Origin of the sequence: Streptomyces sp. SKN60 (assembly GCF_026236535.1) — a bacterium.
Classification (GTDB): domain Bacteria; phylum Actinomycetota; class Actinomycetes; order Streptomycetales; family Streptomycetaceae; genus Streptomyces.
In genome coordinates, this window is record NZ_JAHTMW010000020.1 from 126,067 (window position 1) to 145,594 (window position 19,528).

The 19,528-nt window shown below is 71.4% G+C and carries 22 protein-coding genes; 10 read left to right on the forward strand and 12 right to left on the reverse strand.

From position 1 onward, the window contains the following. The first annotated feature begins 169 nt into the window (after nucleotides 1–169). Entirely contained in the window at nucleotides 170–1,729 is a 1,560-nt protein-coding gene (locus KV205_RS28765) for an ABC transporter substrate-binding protein (protein WP_265867603.1), read from the forward strand. A 72-nt stretch (nucleotides 1,730–1,801) separates the two neighbouring features. Here KV205_RS28765 and KV205_RS28770 read toward each other — a convergent pair whose 3' ends face one another. The 3 genes from KV205_RS28770 to KV205_RS28780 are packed head-to-tail and all read right to left on the reverse strand — an operon-like array spanning nucleotide 1,802 to nucleotide 3,567. After that, nucleotides 1,802–2,632 (reverse strand): TetR family transcriptional regulator, encoded by an 831-nt coding sequence (locus tag KV205_RS28770; RefSeq protein WP_265867604.1) that lies wholly within the window; start codon nucleotides 2,630–2,632, stop codon nucleotides 1,802–1,804. 10 nt (nucleotides 2,633–2,642) lie between these two features. Then, nucleotides 2,643–3,071 (reverse strand): DCC1-like thiol-disulfide oxidoreductase family protein, encoded by a 429-nt coding sequence (locus KV205_RS28775; RefSeq protein ID WP_265867606.1) that lies wholly within the window; start codon nucleotides 3,069–3,071, stop codon nucleotides 2,643–2,645. A gap of 28 nt (nucleotides 3,072–3,099) precedes the next feature. Further along, nucleotides 3,100–3,567 carry a hypothetical protein gene (locus KV205_RS28780; RefSeq protein ID WP_265867608.1) on the reverse strand — a complete coding sequence of 156 codons (468 nt, stop codon included), beginning with the start codon at nucleotides 3,565–3,567 and terminating at the stop codon, nucleotides 3,100–3,102. A gap of 136 nt (nucleotides 3,568–3,703) precedes the next feature. Here KV205_RS28780 and KV205_RS28785 point away from each other — a divergent pair, with 136 nt between their 5' ends. Further along, nucleotides 3,704–4,462 (forward strand): alpha/beta fold hydrolase, encoded by a 759-nt coding sequence (locus KV205_RS28785; RefSeq protein WP_265867609.1) that lies wholly within the window; start codon nucleotides 3,704–3,706, stop codon nucleotides 4,460–4,462. Here the strand turns inward: KV205_RS28785 and KV205_RS28790 are convergent. Continuing rightward, nucleotides 4,440–5,906, reverse strand: a complete 1,467-nt coding sequence (locus KV205_RS28790) for an MFS transporter (RefSeq protein ID WP_306806352.1) — start codon at nucleotides 5,904–5,906, stop codon at nucleotides 4,440–4,442. The genes KV205_RS28785 and KV205_RS28790 overlap by 23 nt on opposite strands. A gap of 98 nt (nucleotides 5,907–6,004) precedes the next feature. Between KV205_RS28790 and KV205_RS28795 the strand changes: the two genes are divergently transcribed. Further along, complete coding sequence (locus tag KV205_RS28795; protein WP_265867610.1) at nucleotides 6,005–6,574, forward strand: MarR family winged helix-turn-helix transcriptional regulator; 570 nt, start codon at nucleotides 6,005–6,007, stop codon at nucleotides 6,572–6,574. A 67-nt stretch (nucleotides 6,575–6,641) separates the two neighbouring features. Here KV205_RS28795 and KV205_RS28800 read toward each other — a convergent pair whose 3' ends face one another. From KV205_RS28800 to KV205_RS28825, 6 genes are all read right to left on the reverse strand, one after another. Next, nucleotides 6,642–7,160 (reverse strand): hypothetical protein, encoded by a 519-nt coding sequence (locus tag KV205_RS28800; RefSeq protein ID WP_265867612.1) that lies wholly within the window; start codon nucleotides 7,158–7,160, stop codon nucleotides 6,642–6,644. 124 nt (nucleotides 7,161–7,284) lie between these two features. Then, nucleotides 7,285–8,043 (reverse strand): succinate dehydrogenase iron-sulfur subunit, encoded by a 759-nt coding sequence (locus KV205_RS28805; RefSeq protein WP_265867613.1) that lies wholly within the window; start codon nucleotides 8,041–8,043, stop codon nucleotides 7,285–7,287. After that, complete coding sequence (sdhA, locus tag KV205_RS28810) at nucleotides 8,043–9,797, reverse strand: succinate dehydrogenase flavoprotein subunit (RefSeq protein WP_265867614.1); 1,755 nt, start codon at nucleotides 9,795–9,797, stop codon at nucleotides 8,043–8,045. The genes KV205_RS28805 and sdhA overlap by 1 nt, the downstream gene beginning before the upstream one ends. A gap of 24 nt (nucleotides 9,798–9,821) precedes the next feature. Beyond that, nucleotides 9,822–10,295 carry a succinate dehydrogenase hydrophobic membrane anchor subunit gene (locus KV205_RS28815; RefSeq protein WP_265867615.1) on the reverse strand — a complete coding sequence of 158 codons (474 nt, stop codon included), beginning with the start codon at nucleotides 10,293–10,295 and terminating at the stop codon, nucleotides 9,822–9,824. 8 nt (nucleotides 10,296–10,303) lie between these two features. Further along, nucleotides 10,304–10,684 (reverse strand): succinate dehydrogenase, cytochrome b556 subunit, encoded by a 381-nt coding sequence (gene sdhC, locus KV205_RS28820; protein ID WP_128982417.1) that lies wholly within the window; start codon nucleotides 10,682–10,684, stop codon nucleotides 10,304–10,306. A gap of 192 nt (nucleotides 10,685–10,876) precedes the next feature. Next, nucleotides 10,877–11,326, reverse strand: coding sequence for a 2-oxo-4-hydroxy-4-carboxy-5-ureidoimidazoline decarboxylase (locus KV205_RS28825; RefSeq protein ID WP_265867616.1), 450 nt, complete (start codon nucleotides 11,324–11,326; stop codon nucleotides 10,877–10,879). A 312-nt stretch (nucleotides 11,327–11,638) separates the two neighbouring features. On the opposite strand from KV205_RS28825, the gene KV205_RS28830 reads away from it, so the two are divergent. From KV205_RS28830 to KV205_RS28845, 4 genes are all read left to right on the forward strand, one after another. Continuing rightward, complete coding sequence (locus KV205_RS28830) at nucleotides 11,639–13,282, forward strand: glycoside hydrolase family 20 protein (protein ID WP_265867618.1); 1,644 nt, start codon at nucleotides 11,639–11,641, stop codon at nucleotides 13,280–13,282. A gap of 41 nt (nucleotides 13,283–13,323) precedes the next feature. Beyond that, the gene (locus tag KV205_RS28835; protein ID WP_265867619.1) at nucleotides 13,324–13,554 is read left to right on the forward strand and encodes an antitoxin; all 231 of its coding nucleotides are present in this window, start codon (nucleotides 13,324–13,326) and stop codon (nucleotides 13,552–13,554) included. Between the two features lie 5 nt (nucleotides 13,555–13,559). Beyond that, entirely contained in the window at nucleotides 13,560–13,997 is a 438-nt protein-coding gene (locus KV205_RS28840; RefSeq protein WP_265867620.1) for a type II toxin-antitoxin system VapC family toxin, read from the forward strand. Between the two features lie 78 nt (nucleotides 13,998–14,075). After that, nucleotides 14,076–14,594 carry a hypothetical protein gene (locus KV205_RS28845; protein ID WP_265867621.1) on the forward strand — a complete coding sequence of 173 codons (519 nt, stop codon included), beginning with the start codon at nucleotides 14,076–14,078 and terminating at the stop codon, nucleotides 14,592–14,594. 14 nt (nucleotides 14,595–14,608) lie between these two features. On the opposite strand, the gene KV205_RS28850 is transcribed toward KV205_RS28845, so the two are convergent. Continuing rightward, nucleotides 14,609–15,370, reverse strand: coding sequence for a Clp protease N-terminal domain-containing protein (locus KV205_RS28850; protein WP_265867622.1), 762 nt, complete (start codon nucleotides 15,368–15,370; stop codon nucleotides 14,609–14,611). 442 nt (nucleotides 15,371–15,812) lie between these two features. On the opposite strand from KV205_RS28850, the gene KV205_RS28855 reads away from it, so the two are divergent. Then, nucleotides 15,813–16,481 (forward strand): RNA polymerase sigma factor, encoded by a 669-nt coding sequence (locus KV205_RS28855; RefSeq protein WP_265867635.1) that lies wholly within the window; start codon nucleotides 15,813–15,815, stop codon nucleotides 16,479–16,481. Further along, nucleotides 16,481–17,563 (forward strand): hypothetical protein, encoded by a 1,083-nt coding sequence (locus tag KV205_RS28860; RefSeq protein WP_265867623.1) that lies wholly within the window; start codon nucleotides 16,481–16,483, stop codon nucleotides 17,561–17,563. Before KV205_RS28855 ends, KV205_RS28860 begins: the two co-directional genes overlap by 1 nt. A gap of 169 nt (nucleotides 17,564–17,732) precedes the next feature. On the opposite strand, the gene KV205_RS28865 is transcribed toward KV205_RS28860, so the two are convergent. Further along, nucleotides 17,733–18,614, reverse strand: a complete 882-nt coding sequence (locus KV205_RS28865; RefSeq protein WP_265867624.1) for a L,D-transpeptidase family protein — start codon at nucleotides 18,612–18,614, stop codon at nucleotides 17,733–17,735. 129 nt (nucleotides 18,615–18,743) lie between these two features. Between KV205_RS28865 and KV205_RS28870 the strand changes: the two genes are divergently transcribed. After that, the coding region (locus tag KV205_RS28870; protein WP_265867625.1) for a methylmalonyl-CoA mutase family protein at nucleotides 18,744–19,528 on the forward strand (785 nt) is incomplete at its 3' end.

Below are 19,528 nucleotides of genomic sequence, written 5' to 3' on the forward strand. Positions count from 1 at the left end.
ACCGATACGTACTGCTCAGTCCCCTGAAATCCCCTATCCCGGGACATATACGTGCGGTGTGAAGGTTTACTCTTCCACCAGTGAAATTCGTGTGATGGGATGGGCGCCATCGCGGCTGGCCGAATTCCGCCGCGACAGGGGTGGGAACGCAAAAAAGGATGCACGTCTCATGCGGTCGACGGTCCGTCTGCGCATTTTGATCATTTGTGGGGTTTTGGTAGCGGCCGGAATCGGGGGCTGGCAACTGCTGCCCTCCGACGAAGTGCGGACGGACGCCATCACCGTCGGTACGACCGACGAGGTGACCTCGCTCGATCCGGCCGGTGCCTACGACGCCGGTTCCTGGGCGATCTACAGCAACATCTATCAGTCACTGCTCACCTTCAAGCCGGGCTTCACGACGCCGGTTCCGGACGCGGCCGAGAGCTGCCGGTTCGTCGGCTCGAAGCTCTCGACGTACGAGTGCGAGCTCCGCGACGACCTGACCTTCTCCAACGGTCACAAGATCACCGGTGAGGACGTCCGTTACTCCTTCGAGCGGATGCTGGCGATCAAGACGGACGTCGGCCCGGCGCCGCTGTTCCCGACGCTGAAGAAGGTCGTGGCTTCGGGCCAGAAAGTGACCTTCCAGCTCAGCGGCCGTGACGCCACCTTCCCGCTGAAGCTGGCCACCGGTGCCGGCTCGATCGTCGACCACACCGCGTACCCGGCGAAGGAGCTGCGCGGCGGCAACGCGGTGGACGGCTCGGGGCCGTACGTCCTCAAGGAGTACGAGCCGGGCGTCAGCGCGCGTCTTGAGCCGAACCCCAGCTACCGGGGCGCCATCACCAAGACCGGCCGGCCGGTCGTCGTCAAGTACTTCAAGGAGTCCGAGGAGCTCGCGACCGCCTGGAACGCCGACAAGGTCGACGTGACCCACCGGCAGATGCCGCCGGACTTCCTCAACAAGCTCGGCGACGCGCCGAAGGACGGCACCCGGGTCACCGAGGCGGCCAGCGCGGAGATCCGCAACCTCAACTTCAACATCCGCCCCGGCAGGGTGATGTCGAAGACGGCGGTCCGCCAGGCGATCGCCGCGGTCATCGACCGCCCGGCCATCGTCACCGGTCCCTACAAGGGCACGGTCGAGCCGCTCTACTCCCTCATTCCGCAGGGCTTCGTCGGCCACAGCACCGCCTTCTACGACACCTATCCGGAGCCCAGCGCCACCAAGGCCAAGCAGCTGCTGCGGGACGCGGGCGTCGACACCCCGGTGAAGTTCTCGCTCGGCCACCGCAAGGACGCCACGTACGCCGCCGAGGCCGCCGAGATCAAGAAGCAGCTGGAGGAGACCGGCCTGTTCGAGGTCACGGTCAAGTCGGTGGACTGGCAGAACTTCCAGAAGGAGTACGCGGCGGGCACGTTCGACGCCTACCCCATCGGCTGGTTCCCGGACTTCGCCGACTCCGACAACTTCACCGCCCCGCTCGTCGGCACGGGCAACGCGCTGCACAACGGCTACTCGCGGGCGAAGGTCGACTCGCTGATCGCCGCCACCCAGCAGTACAGCGACCGCGGCCGCGCGGCCGGCGACTTCAAGGCCATCCAGGACGAGGTCGCCAAGGACGTGCCGCTGGTGCCGCTGTGGCAGAAGAAGGACTACGTGCTGTCGACGGAGGAGGTCGCCGGCTCCCAGTACCTGTCGGACGGCACCGGCATCTGGCGCCTCTGGGAACTGAGCTGGATCTAGCCCGCAGAGCATGCGGGAAGGGCCCCGGACCGTGCACTTCACGGTCCGGGGCCCCTCCTTTTCAGGTGCTGCTCAGGACTTCTTGGCGGCGCCGCCCCGCTTCGGCTTGCCCGAGGCCGCCATGCCCGCCGCCGTCGGCATGAAGTCGGACAGGACGTCGTGGACGTCGGTGACCAGCGGGCGCAGGATGCGGAAGCGGGACAGCGAGATGGCCCGGGCGGTGACCGGGGCCAGCCGCTCCACCAGGCGGCGGCTGTTGGCGGCGCCCTCGGAGCGGTCGTACACCCAGAACAGCACCAGACCCATCTGCTGGAGCCACAGCAGCCGCGGCAGCGGCTCGGCCAGCTCCGGGTCGACCTTCACCTTGGCGCCGGAGATGACCCGGCGGTGCACCTGGATCGCCGCCTCGCGCGGGCCCGCCGACTCGGGCGAGAACGGGCTGAGCGGGCTGTCCGGGTCGGCCGCGTTCTTGAAGAACTGGGCCGCGAACTCGTGGTACGGCTCCGCGATGTCGAGCCAGGCCAGGAGCACCCCGCGGATCCGGGCGGTCAGATCCTTCTCGCCGCTCTCCAGGATGGGCTCGACGGCCCGCTGGTGCTCCTGGGCGATCCGGTCGTAGAAGCCCTGGACGAGGTGCTCCTTGGAGGAGAAGTAGTAGTAGGCGTTGCCGACCGAGACGCCCGCCTCCTGCGCGATGGCCCGCATGGTCGTCTTGTCGTAGCCGCGGTCCTTGAACAGGCGGAGCGCGGTCTCCAGGATGAGCGCGCGGGTCTGCTCGCTCTTGGGCGCCTTGGCCGGCTTGTCGGCCCCGGTGGACTCGGCGGTCTCGGTGGACCCGGAGGCTGCAGCGGCCTCGGCGTTCGGTGCCGGCTCGGCGGGCTTCTCTTCCATCGCGTCCTTCACACTCCCGAGCCTAGTCGGCCACGGGCGGTGCCTCGCACCGTCCTTCGGCGCAGCCGCTCGGGCCGTCGGCGGACCGGGACTTCAGGGCCTCGCGCCATTTCGCGGCGGCGAGGACGGTGGCCCGGGCGAACGGCCGGCCGGCCGGGGTGGCCAGCCAGTGGGCCCGGGGCCGGTGGGCGACCAGGGCCCAGAGGCAGACGATCCAGGCGTCGGTGGCGCGGTAGACCTGGCCGCCGTCGCCGACGACCGTGATCTCCCGCAGGGTCTCCGAGTGGTCGAGCTCCGGGAAGCGCCGCCGCGCCTCCGCGGACCCGGCCGGTACGAAGTCCAGGGGTACCAACTGCGCCTGCCCGAGCAGCCAGTGGCGCAGGTGGACGCAGAGCGGGCAGTCGGCGTCGTAGAGGACGGTCAGGCGCCGCACGGGCGAGTTCGGATCCATGGGGTGCTCCCGGTCCGGGTGGCGGGGGTCAGACGCCGGTGGCCGGGGTCGCCCACGGGCCGGCGCCGGGGCCCTGGGGTCCGCGCGGGCCGCCCTGGCCGGCCGGCGGGGTCCAGCCCTGCGGCGGCACCGGCGGGACCTGGCCGCGCTCCAGGACGCCCCGGCGGCGGATCTTGTTGAGGACGTAGACGTTGCCGAGGTGCATCACGCCGAGCACGAGCAGGACGACGCCGAGCTTCACCGACAGCGCCTCCACGAGCCGCCGGGCGTCGGCGACGGCGTCGTCCCGGCTCAGATAGAGGGCGACGAAGCCGAGGTTGACGAGGTAGAAGCCGACGACGAGCAGGTGGTTCACGGCGTCCGCGAGCTTCTCGTTCCCGTGCAGGACGTCGGCGAGGAAGACCCGCCCGTTGCGGCTGAGGGTGCGGGCGACCCAGATGGTGAGCCCGACACTGACGAGCAGGTAGACGACGTACGCGACGACAGTGAGGTCCATGCCCCACGCTCCCTTGAACGCGTTCAAAGCTGACGTCGATGACTGTAGACCTCTCCTTGAACGTGTTCAAGTCGGCTGGAGGAGGTGCGCCGAAACCCCTGGTGGGAAAGGTGCCGGGCGATCTAGGGTCGGGCGCATGACACTTGCTCACGACGTGGCCGGCGACGGCTCCGACACCGTTCTGCTGCTCCACTCCGGCGTCTGCGACCGCCGCATGTGGGACGGGCAGTTCCACGCCCTGGCCGAAGCCGGCCACCGTGTGGTGCGGTGCGACCTGCGCGGCTTCGGCGACACCCCGATCGACGCCCCGCACGTCCACGCGGACGACGTCCGCGACCTGCTCGACCACCTCGGCGTCGAGCGCGCCGCGATCGTCGGCTCCTCCTTCGGCGGTGAGGTGGCCCTGGAGTTCACCGTCCGCCACCCCGGCCGCACCACCGCGCTCGCCCTGCTCTGCGCCGCCGCCCCGGGCCACGAGGCGGGCCCGGAGCTCCGCGGGTTCTTCGGCCGCGAGCGCGAACTCCTGGTGGCCGGCGACATCGCGGGCGCCGCCGCGCTCAACGTCGACTTCTGGCTCGGCCCGGACGCCGACGCCGCCGCCCGCGACCTGGTGCTGTGCATGCAGACCCGCGCCTTCGAGCTCCAGCTGCCCGCCCCCGACGAGTTCGCCCCCGGCGAGGTCGAGGTCACCGACAAGGACCTCGCCGCGATCGACGTCCCCGTCCTCGTCGCCACCGGCGGCCACGACATCCCCGACTTCGGCGTCATCGGCGACCGCCTCGCCGGTCTCTTCCCGGACGTCCGCCGCGTCACCCTCGACTGGGCCGGTCACCTGCCGGCCGTCGAGCGCCCGGCGGAGACCACCCGGCTGATCAGCGAGTTCCTGGCGGGCTGACCTTCCCGGCCGGAGCCGCAGCCGTGGCCGCACCTTCGGTCCCGGCCTCGGTCCCGGCCTCGGTTCCGGCCTCGGTTCCGGTCCCGGCCTCGGTTCCGGTCCCGGTCGCGGTCCGGGCCTCGGTTCCGGTCCCGGCCGCGGTTCCGGCGCCGGCCGCGGTCTCGGTTCCGGCCCCGGTTCCGGTTCCGGTCCCGGCTGCCGCCGCGCCCGAGGCTGTCGCGTCGGTGAACCTCCGCACGCCCGGCAGCAGCGCCGAGCCCAGGCAGCAGCCGGCGACCGTGAGCGCCGCGACCGTCAGCGGCACGCCCGGGCCCCAGGCCGAGGCGGCGAGCGGCGCGAGCCCGTACCCCAGCGGCATCGCCGCGAAGGACAGCAGCCAGTCGTACGACGTGACGCGCGCGAGCGCGTGCTCCGGGACCGCGCGCTGCACCGCGGTCTCCCAGACCGGCGAGAGGAAGCCGAGACCGGCCTGCGCGACGCCGTACGCGCCGATGACGAGCACGGCCGGCGCCCCGGCCGCGAGCAGCAGCAGCGGCAGCGCGTACGTGGCGAGGCCGAGGTTCGCGGTCAGGACCGGGCGGCGCGGGCGGACCCGGTCGGCCACCAGCGAGCCGGCGAGCAGCCCGATCGCGCCCGCCTGGAGCAGCGCCACCCACGCCGCCCCGCCGCCCAGACGGTGCACGGCGATGCCCGGGCCGAGGGTCATCAGGACAGCGGCGGCGCCGTTCCACGCGCTGTGGCCGATCAGGCTGGACCAGTACCAGTCGCGGGTGCGCACCTCCTGCCAGCCCTCGCGCAGATCGGTGAGGACGGAGCGGCGCGGGCCCGCGGCCGGCCGCTCGGCGCGCTCGATCCGTACGGCGCACAGCAGCGCCGCACTGACCGCGAAGCTCGCCGCGTCCAGGACGAAGGCCCAGCCGGGGCCCACGGTGAAGATCAGGGCGCCGGCGAGGGCCGGGCCGCCGACCCGGCTGGCGCTGTGCGCCACCGACATCGCCGCGTTCGCGCGCTGCAGGCCCTCCTCCGGGACCGTGCCCCGGATGAGCGGCGAGGAGGTGGGCATGGCGAACGCGCCGGCGGCGCCGCCGATCACCTCGACGCTCGCGATCACGGCGAGCGAGGGCGTACCGCCCAGCAGCTGTACGCCGACGACGAGTTGGGTGACACAGCGGACGAGGTCCATGGCGAGCGCGATGGTCCGGGCGTCGAAGCGGTCGCCCGCGACACCGCCCAGCGGCAGCAGGAGCAGCTTGGGGACCATCGAGCAGGCGAGCACCAGGGCGAGGGCCGCGGTGGAGCCGGTGGCCTGCTGGACGGCGAGGGCGAGGGCGGCCGGGATGGCGGCGTCGCCGAGCAGGGAGAGGGTGCGTCCGGTGAAGAGCAGGCGGAAGGGGCGGCTGCGCAGCGGATGGGGGACGGCGGGAGGTGTCACGGAGGCGGACATGCCGAGGAGAGTATTTCGATGCCGAATAATTCGTCAACGAAATACTTCTGCCGGGAGTGTTCCGAGAGCGGGCCGGTCCGCCGACGTACGATCGCCCCATGGCCCCGACCGAGGAACCGCGCAAGCCTGCTCAGGAGAGCCGGCCCGAGCCCGAGGCCCCGCGCGACTGGACCGACGACCACGTCGACCGCTGGGGCCCGGTGCTGCCCGGGCTCGACCCCGTCGTCGAGGGTGCCGTCACCCGGATGAAGAAGCTCTCGGTCTACTTCCGCCGGGTCCGCGAGCAGTCCCTCGTCGACTTCGACCTGGAACGCCACGAGTTCGACACCCTCCACAAGCTCGCCGGCCGCGGCGGCAGCGCCGCGCCCTCCGAACTCGCCCAGGACCTCGACCTCGCCCCGGCCTCCGTCACCGGCCGCCTCGACGCCCTGGAGAAGCGCGGCTTCGTCCGGCGCACCCAGTCCACCACCGACCGGCGCCGGGTGATCGTCGAACTCACCGACTCGGGCCACGAGACCTGGCTCGGCGCGATGGACGTCCTCGGCCACGAGGAGCACCGGCTGCTCGGTGTGCTCGACCCCGAGGAGCGCGTCGTCCTCAACGACCTGCTGCGCCGGATCATGCTGGCGGCCGAGGAGGACCCCTCCGTACCGCACTGGCACGGCTGAGAACACGGCTGAGGGGGGCGTCCGTACGGACGCCCCCCTCACGCTGCCTGCCTCGATCGCCGTGCCGTCAGACGCTCAGCGAGCGCGCGTAGTTGAGCTGACCCATCACCCAGTTGAAGCTGTCCGGTCCGGTCGCCGGGATCATCGTCGAGTGGTGCCGGCCGTTGCTGGTGACGGTGACCTGGATGAAGCCGGTGGTCTTCTTCTCCTTCATCAGGAGGAAGAGCAGGCCGAGCAGGCAGAACAGGAAGAAGATGACCGCGAGCACGACCGCGACCGTCGGCATCTTCTCCTCGGTCCGCGACATGTCCGTCGCGTTCCACACCGCGCCGCGCAGCGGCATGTTCCCGGCCGGCGTGATGATCTGGTCGCCCACCACGGTGATGTCGCCGAGGCTCACCAGCGGCGCCCCGCCGCCCATCGGCGGCTGCTGGGCCGGCACCGGGAGCCCGCCCGCGAGGGTCGGCTGGTAGGCGGGCGGCGGCGGGGTCTGCGGGTAGCCGTACGCGGGCGTCCCGGCCTGCTGGCCCGGCCCCCATTCGTAGTTCCCCGAGTCACCCGACTTGTAAGGGTTCGGATCGCTCATCAGTAGTCCCCGTCCTCAACGAGACACGCACGCCAACACGTACGCCAACACGCACGACACACGGAAAAGCCCGCTCCTGCACGTCGCAGCGTACAGAAGCGGGCTTCCCGGCAGTGCGTGGGTGTCAGAAGCGACGCGTGATCAGCGCGCGCTTGACCTCCTGGATCGCCTTCGTGACCTCGATGCCACGCGGGCAGGCGTCCGTGCAGTTGAACGTCGTGCGGCAACGCCACACGCCGTCCTTGTCGTTGAGGATCTCCAGACGCTGCTCGCCCGCCTCGTCACGCGAGTCGAAGATGAAGCGGTGCGCGTTCACGATGGCGGCCGGACCGAAGTACTGGCCGTCGTTCCAGAAGACCGGGCAGGACGACGTGCACGCGGCGCACAGGATGCACTTGGTGGTGTCGTCGAAGCGCTCGCGGTCCTCGGCGGACTGCAGGCGCTCGCGGGTCGGCTCGTTGCCCTTGGTGACCAGGAACGGCATGACGTCCCGGTACGCCTGGAAGAAGGGCTCCATGTCGACCACGAGGTCCTTCAGCACCGTGAGGCCCTTGATGGCCTCGACGGTGATCGGCTTCTCGGGGTTGATGTCCTTGATCAGCGTCTTGCAGGCGAGCCTGTTCTTGCCGTTGATCCGCATCGCGTCCGAGCCGCAGATGCCGTGCGCGCAGGAGCGACGGAAGGTCAGCGTGCCGTCCAGGTCCCACTTGATCTTGTGGAGACCGTCGAGCACGCGCTCCTTCGGGTCGATCTCGACCTGGAAGTCCTCCCAGACTGCCGCGTCCGACACCTCGGGGTTGAAGCGGCGGATCCGGAAGGTGACCGTGATGTACGGGGACGCGGCGGAGTCCTTCTCCACCTTGTCCAGAACGGGGGTAGCCATCAGTACTTACGCTCCATCGGCTGGTAGCGGGTCTGGACGACCGGCTTGTAGTCGAGACGGACGGTCTCGGAGCCGTCCTCGCCGACCTCGCGGTACGCCATGGTGTGGCGCATGAAGTTGACGTCGTCGCGGTTCGGGTAGTCCTCGCGGTAGTGACCGCCGCGGGACTCCTTGCGCGCCAGGGCCGAGATGGCCATGACCTCGGCCAGGTCGAGCAGGTTGCCCAGCTCGACGGCCTCCAGGAGGTCGGTGTTGAAGCGCTTGCCCTTGTCCTGGATGGACACGTTCTTGTAGCGCTCGCGCAGCTCGGCGATCTTCTCGACGGCCGTCTTGATGGTCTGCTCCGTACGGAACACCATCACGTTGGCGTCCATCGTCTCCTGGAGCTCGCGGCGCAGCTCGGCGACCCGCTCGCTGCCCGTGGAGTTGCGCAGGTTCTCGATCTGCTCGACGACCTTGGCCTCCGGGTTCTCCGGCAGCTCGACGAAGTCGTGCTTGTGGGAGTACTCGGCGGCGGCGATGCCGGCGCGGCGCCCGAAGACGTTGATGTCGAGCAGCGAGTTGGTGCCGAGGCGGTTGGCGCCGTGCACCGACACGCAGGCGACCTCGCCGGCCGCGTACAGACCCGGGACGACGGTGGTGTTGTCCGAGAGGACCTCACCCTCGACGTTGGTCGGGATGCCGCCCATGGCGTAGTGCGCGGTGGGCTGGATCGGGATCGGGTCCGTGTAGGGCTCGATGCCGAGGTAGGTGCGCGCGAACTCGGTGATGTCCGGGAGCTTGGCGTCCAGCTGCTCCGGCGGGAGGTGCGTCAGGTCCAGGTAGACGTGGTCGCCCTCGGGACCGCAGCCGCGGCCCTCGCGGATCTCCGTGTAGATGGAGCGGGACACGACGTCACGGGACGCGAGGTCCTTCATGACCGGCGCGTACTTCTCCATGAAGCGCTCGCCGTCCTTGTTGCGGAGGATGCCGCCCTCACCGCGGGCGCCCTCCGTCAGCAGGATGCCCATGCGCCAGATGCCCGTCGGGTGGAACTGGAAGAACTCCATGTCCTCCAGCGGCAGACCGCGGCGGAAGCACGCGGCCTGGCCGTCACCGGTCAGGGTGTGGGCGTTGGAGGTCACCTTGAAGAACTTGCCGGTGCCGCCGGACGCGTAGATGACCGACTTCGCCTGGAAGACGTGGATCTCGCCGGTCGCCAGCTCGTAGGCCACCACACCGGCGGAGTGCTTGACGCCGTCGACCTCGGTGATCAGCTGGTCCAGGACGTAGAACTCGTTGAAGAACTCCACGCCCTCCTTGACGCAGTTCTGGAACAGCGTCTGGAGGATCATGTGGCCGGTGCGGTCCGCGGCGTAGCACGCGCGGCGGACCGGGGCCTCGCCGTGGTTGCGGGAGTGACCGCCGAAGCGGCGCTGGTCGATCTCGCCCTTCGGGGTGCGGTTGAAGGGGAGACCCATCTTCTCCAGGTCGAGGACGGCGTCGATGGCCTCCTTCGCCAGGATCTCGGCGGCGTCCTGGTCGACCAGGTAGTCACCGCCCTTGATCGTGTCGAAGGTGTGCCACTCCCAGTTGTCCTCCTCCACGTTGGCCAGCGCGGCGGCCATGCCGCCCTGCGCGGCGCCCGTGTGGGAGCGGGTGGGGTACAGCTTCGTCAGCACGGCGGTGCGGCTGCGCTTCGTCGCCTCGATGGCGGCGCGCATGCCGGCGCCGCCGGCGCCGACGATGACGGTGTCGTACTTGTGGAACTTCATGACGTGGTTACCTCAGCCCCGTGCCTAGCGGATGTTCGGGTCGAAGGTGAAGATCACCAGCGTGCCCAGAAGGATGGTGAACACCGTGGCGGTGTACAGCAGGCCCTTGAGCCACAGGCGCGTGTTGGCCCGCTCCGCGTAGTCGTTGATGACCGTGCGGAGGCCGTTGGCGCCGTGCAGCATCGCGAGCCACAGCATCAGCAGGTCCCAGACCTGCCAGAACGGGGACGCCCAGCGGCCGGCCACGAAGGCGAAGCCGATCTTGGAGACGCCGCCGTCCAGGAAGAGCTGGATCAGCAGGTGGCCGAGGACCAGGACGACGAGGACGACGCCGGAGAGGCGCATGAAGAGCCATGCGGCCATCTCGAAGTTGCCTCGGGTCGCCCGCGGGGTCTTGCCGGTGCGCTTGCGGGGGGCCTCGATGTACGGGGCGGGGTTGTCCACGTCGTAGGACGTGGCCTCGACGGGGCCGATGGCCGAAGTGGTGTCAGCGGACATGAGTGGCGTCAGCTCCCGAACAGTTCACGTGCGGCGTGGCCGAGGACGGGGTACAGCGAGCCCGCCATCAGGACCACCCAGATGCCCACGACGGTCCAGAGCATCTGCTTCTGGTAGCGGGGGCCCTTGGCCCAGAAGTCCACGGCGATGACACGGAGACCGTTCAGCGCGTGGAAGAGGATGGCGGCGACGAGGCCGTACTCCAGCAGAGCGACGATCGGCGTCTTGTACGTCGCGACCACTTCGTCGTACGCCTCGGGGGAGACGCGGACGAGAGCGGTGTCCAGCACGTGTACGAACAGGAAGAAGAAGATGAGGACGCCGGTGACTCGGTGAGCCACCCAGGACCACATTCCTTCCCGGCCGCGGTACAGCGTTCCAGCCGGCACGGAAAAACCCTCCGGGAGCGGGGATCGGGGCCGGCCGGCTTCTCTGTCGGTCTGGCCCGGCCGGGTACGGTCCACCGGCCCCGGTCATCGTAGCCACCACTCGTGGGTTCGCTCGCGCGGGGTCCATAGGTGTGATCAAACAGGCACGGACGGACTATCGTTCAACCCTGAATCGCCGCATTCCGGACGAATTCACGAGCCGGCGACCGAACGGGTGAGGCGGCTCCGGGCGAGCCGGCGCAGCTCCTCGGCGGCGACCACCCGTTCCTCCTCCCTTTCGTTGCCGAGCCGTGACCGGATGCCCGCGAGCACCTGGTTCAGGCGTTCGCCCGCCGGGACCCCGTCCAGGCTGATGACGAACGCGTGCCCGAAGCTCGCCTCGTACGCGGCGAGGGCGGCGCCGAGCGCGGTGCGGGCGGCCGGCGGCGCGTCCGGGTGCGGCAGCGCGGCGGTCTCGCGGGCCAGCGCCTCGTCGAGGTCCGCCTTGGACAGGTCGTAGCCGGCCTCGTCGGCGGCGGCGAGCAGCGCGTCGACGGTCGGGTACGGCCGGTGCGCCGCCACCCGTTCGGCCCAGCGGCGGCTGCCGCAGCAGCTGAGCAGCCACTGCTCGGCGAGGCCCTGCGGGGCCGCGTTGAAGCGCACGAGGCTGGTGAGGTGCCGGGCGGCGGCCTGCTGGGCAGGTATCGCGGGCGGGATCGGGGTCCGGCAGGGTGCGGCGTGGGTGTCGCTGGTCAGCGGGGACTCCGGAAAGCGAGACGTGAACGACGTAAACGACGTGAAGACGTGAAGGTGTCGGGGGAGATGGGTGGGGTGAGTGTGACGCCACGCTATCGGCGGGAAGGGGGAAGTGTCCGACGGGTGCGCGAATTTCACCTGGACGAGTGGGTTTCGTCATGAGGGTGGACAAGAGATCCGGGATGCCGGGCTTCGTGCGATGAGGGAGGATTCCGGGTGATGCGGTACTCCATACGGGGGCCCCGACGGGGCCCCGCACTCCTGGCGGCCGCGGTGGCACTGGTCACCGTGGCGGCCTGCTCCGACGGTTCCTCCTCCGCCCCGCCCGCCGGTACGGGCGCCGGGACGACCGCCCCGACCGCGGCCCCCACCTCCGCGCCGCCGCCCCCGAGTCCGACGCCGAAGCCGAGCCCGACGCCGACGAAGACGTATCCGCTGTCCGCCGCCCCGCAGGTGGTGCCCGCCGTCCGCGCCCACCAGGCGGCCCGCGGCCCCGGCTGGAAGCCCGGCCCGGACACCGGCGTCGTGGTCGCCGCGAAAGACGAGGCCGTGCTCGGCGACGAGGCGAAGCTGATCGCGGGCGAGCTGCGCGTCCCGTACCGCGGCACCGCCGCCGCCCGCCCCGGCGACGTCACCCTCGCGCTCGGCGGCGGGGGCGCCGCCGAGTCGTACACCCTCACCGTCCGCGACGGCGGGATCCGCATCACCGGACCCGACCAGGCCGGCGTCTTCTACGGCACCCGCACCCTCAAACAGTCCGTCAACGCCACCGGCGCGATGCCCGAGGGCACCGTCACCGACGCCCCCGCCAAGCCGCAGCGCGGACTGATGGTCGACATCGCCCGCAAGTACTTCACCGCGGACTGGATCGAGGACCGGCTGCGCGAGATGGCCGACCTCAAGCTCAACCAGCTCGGCCTGCACTTCTCCGACGACCAGGGCTTCCGGATCGCCTCCGACACCCACCCCGAGATCGTCTCCGAACGGCACCTCAGCAAGGCCGAGGTGCGCCGGATCGTGGCCCTCGCGCAGAGCCTCCACATCCAGGTCGTCCCCGAGATCGACTCGCCCGGACACCTCGGCGCGGTCATCGACGCGCACCCGGACCTCCAGCTGGTCAGCGCGACCGGCCGCCGGCCGCGCGGCACCGTCGACATCTCGAACCCGGCCGCCGCGAAGATCGTGGACGAGCTGCTGCGCGAGTACACGGGCCTGTTCCCCGGCGCGTACTGGCACCTCGGCGGCGACGAGTACGTGGCCCTGATGGCGAAGAACCCCGAGGCGACGTATCCGGAGCTGGCCCGCGCCGCGACCGCGAAGTACGGCCCCTCGGGCCGGATCCAGGACCTGGCCACCGGCTGGCTCAACGACCGCGCGGCAGTCGTCCGCCCGACGGGCAAGGCGCTGCGCGCCTGGAACGACGGCTTCTTCGCCGGCGGCGTCACCAGCGCCGCCCCGGACCTCCAGGTCGCCTACTGGACCGGCGCCGAGATCGGGGCCCGCACCCCGACCTCGTACCTGAGCGCCGGCCGCAAGATGATCAACTACAACGACGTGTTCCTCTACTACATCCTCGGCCAGCCCCGCGGCCAGACCTACCCCACCGGCCGGCGCATCTACGAGCAGTGGACCCCGCTGGTGCTGCGCGGCACCACCCCGGTCCCGGCCCGTTACGACCCCCAGATCCTCGGCGGCAGCTTCGCCGTCTGGTGCGACCTGGCGAACGCCCAGACCGAGGCCCAGGTCGCCGCCGGCATCCGGATGCCGCTCACGGCGACCGCCCAGAAGCTGTGGGACGCCCGCAAGCCCGCGGCGAGTTGGGCGGCCTTCCAGTCGCTGGCCGCGAAGGTGCGTGGCTCCTGAAACTGCCAGCAAAGTGCTAGCGGTGCGACTACTCTTGTCGCATGGCCACTCTCTATGTGCGAGACCTGTCCGAGGAAGCGCTCGCGGAGCTGAAGATAAGGGCCGCCCGCAACCGGCAGTCGCTGCAGGCGTACGCGCGCACGCTGCTGGAGCAGGAGGCCGCGACGCCCTCCCTGGAGGACGTGATCGCACGGGTCCGTGAGCGGGTCACCGCTCGGCTCGCCACCGACGAGGTGCTCGACGAGATCGAGCGTGGGAGGCGGCGAGAGTGATCGTCGTGGACGCCGGCGCACTGGTGATGCTGCTGGCCGACGCCGGGCCGGTCGGCGAGGCGCTGCGGGACCGCGTGGCCGCTGAGCGGCTGCTCGCGCCCTACCTCGCCGACATCGAGGTCAGCTCCGCCCTGCTCGGCCGCCATCGCGGCGGCAAGCTGACGGACCGCGAGCTCGACGACGCGCTGAGCGCGTTCGCCACGCTGCCGCTGCGGCGCGCCGAGCAGCTGCCCTTCCTGCCCCGGGTGCGCGAGCTGTACGCCAACCTCAGTCCGTGCGACGCGCTGTACGTCGCCCTCGCAGAGGGGTACGACGTCCCCCTGGTGACCAGCGACGGCCGGATCCGCGACGGGGCGCGGGCCCTGCGGGCGGCCTGCGTCGTCGAGGTCTTCAACGAGAAGGCGCTCGCTGACTCCGGGAGGCTTTCTCGCCACGAGGGGTGACGAAATCACGCCACTTGGCGCAGTATGCAGCGAACGCGCGGCGTGCACGGCGTCCGCATCGGTGGCGAGGAGGCGTCCATGACGTCCGTGACGAGCACGAGCCTGCAGGAACTGATCGACCGGGCCGACGCCCGCGCCCTCGCGGCCGCCGGACTCGCCTGTCTCGACCGGTGTCTGCCGCTGCTCGCGCCGGACGGCGCGGACGTCCTGCGGCCGGTGTGGGCCGCGGTGGCCCGCGGCGACGGCGCGGCCTGGGGCGAGGCCGTCGCGAAGGCGCGGGTGGAACTGGCGGACGCCGCCGGGGCCCGTGAGGACGCCGGGCCGGTGCGCGCGATGCTCGACGGGGCGCCCGCCGACTGGATCGAGGCGCAGCTTCGGGACTGGACCCGGAGCTGCTCCGAGGCGGCCCTGGCCCTGCACGCCGGACTCGACGCCAACGGGGCGGGCCCGCTGCACGCCGGTGAACTCCAGCGCCAGCGGGCCGTTCTCGAATCGGCCGCCCACGGCCCGACCGGGCTGCGCCGGGCCCGGGACCTGTCGACCGAGGGCGGGCGCGTCCTGCGCGCGGTCGTCTCGCGCAGGGCGCGCACCGCCTAGGTTCTTTCGGGGCCTCAGGCCTCCTGGTCCGGCCCGGGCGCCGCGATCGACAGGGAGGCGATGGCCTCCGAGATCTCCCGCTCCGCCTTCGCCTTGTCGAGGCCGAGGCCCGCGAGCGTGCCCTTGCCGTCCTCGAACTCCAGGAGCGCGAGCAGGATGTGCTCGGTGCCCACGTAGTTGTGCCCGAGCCGCAGCGCCTCCCGGAAGGTGAGCTCCAGGACCTTCTTGGCGTCCGCGTCGTACGGGATGAGCGCGGGCACCTCCTCGACGGCCGGCGGCAGCGTCGCCGTGACCGCCTCGCGCACCTGCTCCGCGGTGACGCCCTGGCCGAGGATCCAGTGACCCGCGAGCCCCTCGGGCTCCGCCAGCAGACCGAGCGTCAGATGGGCCGGGACCGTCTTGTCGTTGCGGGCGGCGGAGGCCTCGTTCTGCGCGGCCATCACGACGTTGCGGGCCCGGGGCGTGAACCGGCTGAAGCCCGCGTTCGGGTCCATCTTCGCCGCGTCCCCCTCCTTGTCGTCCTTGGGGACGAAGCGCTTCTGGGCGGCCTGCCGGGTGACGCCCATGCTCTTGCCGATGTCGGTCCAGGAGGCGCCGGTCCGCCGGGCCTGGTCCACGAAGTGGCCGATGAGGTGGTCGGCGACGTCGCCGAGGTGGTCCGCCGCGATGACCGCGTCGGACAGCTGGTCGAGGGCGTCGTCCGGGTGGGTCTTCTTGATCGCCTCGATCAGGTCGTCGAGTCGCACGGGGTTGCTCATGCCGAGTGGATTCGTCATGAGTGCAACCCTAGGTTGACAGCCCAAAGGTGTCAACCATCGGTTGACAATGGGGCTGCGGGTGTCCGGAAGCGAGCCGGGAGCGAGCCGGGAGCGGGCCGGGAAACGAGCCGGGAAACGGACTGGGAAACGGCCGGAAAAATGAAAAAGCGCCTGGTCACAGGCGCTGAGAAGGAAGACGACCGGGGCCGCCACCCCCCACAGGAGAGGCCCCGGTCGTCGTCCGCGGAGCCGCAGCACGGCCCCGTACTCCATACAGCGCCGGGCATGCGTTTTCTGTCACACCCCGTTTCCGAGCCTCCCCGGGGGAAGTTGCGAGTTGCACAAAGAATCGGACCCGCGTGGACGCGGCGCCCGAAAAGGACGTAGCGTTCTGCTGCGCCCGGGCGGCGTGGCGGTGACGACCAGCCGCGATGAGCGCGACGACGAACAGGTGTGGGGAGTGCTGGGGGACGAGGCGGAGCTGACGGCCGCAGTGCTCGCCGCGCAGGGCGGGGACGAGGACGCCTTCCGTACCGTGTACCGCGCGGTGCATCCCCGGCTCCTCGGCTACATACGCACCCTGGTCGGCGAGGCCGACGCGGAGGACGTGGCCTCCGAGAGCTGGCTCCAGATCGCTCGCGACCTCGACCGGTTCAGCGGCGACGCCGACCGCTTCCGCGGCTGGGCCGCGCGGATCGCCCGCAACCGCGCCCTCGACCACATCCGGATGCGCGGCCGCCGGCCCGCCGTCGGCGGCGACGAGACCGAGCTCACCGACAAGCCCGCCGACTCCGACACCGCGGGCGAGGCCCTGGAAGCCCTGGCCACCGGCAGCACCATGCACCTCATCGCCCAACTGCCGCAGGACCAGGCCGAGGCCGTCGTCCTGCGGGTCGTGGTCGGCCTGGACGCCAAGAGCGCGGCCGACACGCTCGGCAAGCGGCCCGGCGCGGTCCGTACCGCCGCCCACCGCGGTCTCAAGAAACTCGCCGAACTCCTCGGTACGGCCGGGAGCGACGATCCGGCCGGCGCACTGGACGGCGTTCCTCCGCAACGCGGCCGCCGCCCCGGCCCCGCCCGCCCCGGCGGTGTGACGCAATCGCGCGCGCGGACGCAGAAGGACATGTGATGGCCGACGAGTACCAGTGGCTCGACCAGGAGGCCGCGGAGCGGCTGCTGCGCGGCGAGTCGGTCGACCCCGTCGGCACCTCCGCGCGCGCCGAGGCGGAGCTGCTCGCCCGCGCCCTCGACACCGCCCGTACGCCCACCGCCGGGCCGCTCGCGGGCCCCGGCGGCGAACTCCCCGGCGAGGCCGCCGCCCTCGCCGCCTTCCGCGAGGCCGTCGCCGAACGCGCCGCCGCCCCGGGTTACGCGGGCCGCGCCGCCACCGCCGATCTCGGCGCCGTCCGGCTCGCCCCGGCCCGTACCGGCCGGGCCTGGGGACGCTCCCTGCGATACGGGCTCGCCGCCGCGGTCGCCGCCGTCACGGTCGGCGGCGTCGCCGTCGCCGCGGGCACCGGCGTCCTGCCGCTGACCGCCGACCCCGAACCCGGCACCTCGGTCGTGGCCGTCGACCCCTCGTCGCCCGGCTGGTCCGGCTCGCCCACCGGCGGCGCCGGCACCACACTGCCCGGCGGACCCGACGACGGACGGCCCGGCACGCCCGGCGCCACCGACGGCACGGGCACCGCCACCGCGGGACCCGACGCCACCGCCGGACCTGACGACCCGTCCACCACCCCCGGCGGGAACGCCGGCGGAACGGACGGCGGCACCCAGGACGAGGAGCGCGCCAAGACCGTCAAGGCCTGCCAGGACTACCGCTCGGGCACCCTCGGCAGCGGCGGCCGGCAGCGCCTCACGGACGCCCTGCGCAACGGCGAGACCGTGAAGCGCTACTGCGACCGGATCCTCTCCGGCACGCCCTCCGGCGCCACCACCTCCCCGTCCACCGCGGGCCGCACCTCCTCCGGCAGCACCGGCAAGACCGGCGGCACGGGCAAGGACGGCACGGCCACCGGCGGTTCCGAGAGCGGCGGCTCCGACGGCGACGACAGCAGCGACCGAGGCGGCCGAGACCGGGACAAGGACCGCGACCGGGACCGCGACCGCGACGGCGCCAAGGGCAACGGCCCGGGCGAGGGCGGCTCCCACGGCTCCGGAAAGCAGGACTCCGACCGCTCGCGTTCACAGCCCCGACCCGGGGTGTGACACTTTTCGACCCCCCGGCGCAGTACTGAGTGAGCCGACTGGTCATCGGCGAGCGCATCGAGCCGGGGTTCCCCCCGTACCTTCGGCTCAGCGCACCGGCGCGGGTGGGACACGTTCCCCCGGTCCCACCCGCGCCCTCTCTACTCCTGGAGCCTCACCCTCCAGAGCCTCACCAGTGCACGACGACCTTGTCGCCGACCTTCACCTGGTCGAAGAGCACCGCGAGCTTCGCCTTGTCCCGGACGTTGACGCAGCCGTGCGAGGCCCCGTTGTAGCCGCGGGCCGCGAAGTCCGCCGAGTAGTGCACCGCCTGGCCCCGGCTGAAGAACATCGAGTACGGCATCGGCGTGTGGTAGATCGTGGAGGTCCACTCGCGGGCCTTCCACTCCACCTTGAACTCGCCCTCGCGGGTCGGGGTGTTCTCCGAGCCGAAGCGCACGTCGAACGACGAGACGACCTTGCCGTCGATCATCCAGGCGAGCGTCCGGCTCTCCTTGCTGATGCACATCACCCGGCCGGTCATGCAGCGCGGGTCCGGCGTGTCCAGCTTGTTGCTGGTGGCCGGGCGCAGCTCGGCGGCGGTCGGCTTCCGCGTCATCCCGACCAGCCGCTGCCAGGTCGTCTCGTCGACCGAGCCGGTCTGCGGCAGCTCCCGCTTCTTCTGGAAGCCCTTCACCGCGCCCCCGGTCATCGTCCCGTAGAAGCCGGTGGGCGCCCGGTCGAAGTAGCCGATCTGCCGCAGCCGCGCCTGGAGCTCGCGCACCTGCGCGTTCTCGTCGCCGTCCTTCATGAGGATCCGGCCCGTGGGCGGCGCGGTGGTGGCCGTGGCCGAGGGCGTGCCGGTGGACGGGGTGCCGGAAGCGGAAGGGGTGGCGGGGGAGGACGGCTTGTCGTCGCCCGTGCCGCTCGCCGTGGGCGCCGGCGCGGCCGTGGTCGGCGCCGGGCTGACGGTGCCCTTCCCGGGGTCGCTGCCCCCGGGCGTACAGCCGGCGGCCAGGGCCACGGCCGTGGCGGCGAGAACGACTCTGCGTATGACGGACGAACGCTTCATTTCAGCCCCCCGAAAACGACGTGTGTACACAAGGGATGCTTCCCACACCCGGGTGGTTGCGCACGTGACCGAAAAGAGACGTGCATCCTGGGAGGAAGGCGAAAAGGGTCGATCGGGAGGCACAGGCACATGGCGCGCGAGTCGGAGTCCGGGCTGCCCATCGAGCCGGTCTACGGGCCGGACGCGCTGCGGGACTGGGATCCCGCCGAGCAGCTGGGCGAGCCGGGCGCGTACCCCTTCACCCGCGGTGTCTATCCGTCGATGTACACCGGCCGGCCGTGGACGATGCGCCAGTACGCGGGGTTCGGCACCGCGGTGGAGTCCAACGCCCGCTACAAGCAGCTGATCGCCAACGGCACCATGGGTCTCTCGGTCGCCTTCGACCTGCCGACCCAGATGGGTCACGACTCGGACGCGCCGATCGCGCACGGCGAGGTCGGCAAGGTCGGCGTCGCCATCGACTCGATCGACGACATGCGGGTGCTGTTCGACGGCATCCCGCTGGACCAGGTCTCCACCTCGATGACGATCAACGCGCCCGCCGCCCTCCTGCTGCTGCTCTACCAGCTGGTCGGCGAGGAGCAGGGCGTGCCGGCGGACCGGCTGACCGGCACGATCCAGAACGACGTGCTGAAGGAGTACATCGCGCGGGGCACGTACATCTTCCCGCCGCAGCCCTCGCTCCGGCTGATCGCCGACATCTTCAAGTACTGCCGGGCCGAGATCCCGAAGTGGAACACCATCTCGATCTCCGGCTACCACATGGCGGAGGCCGGGGCCTCGCCCGCGCAGGAGATCGCCTTCACCCTCGCCGACGGCATCGAGTACGTCCGCACGGCCGTCGCCGCCGGCATGGACGTGGACGACTTCGCGCCGCGCCTCTCCTTCTTCTTCGTGGCGCGGACCACGATCCT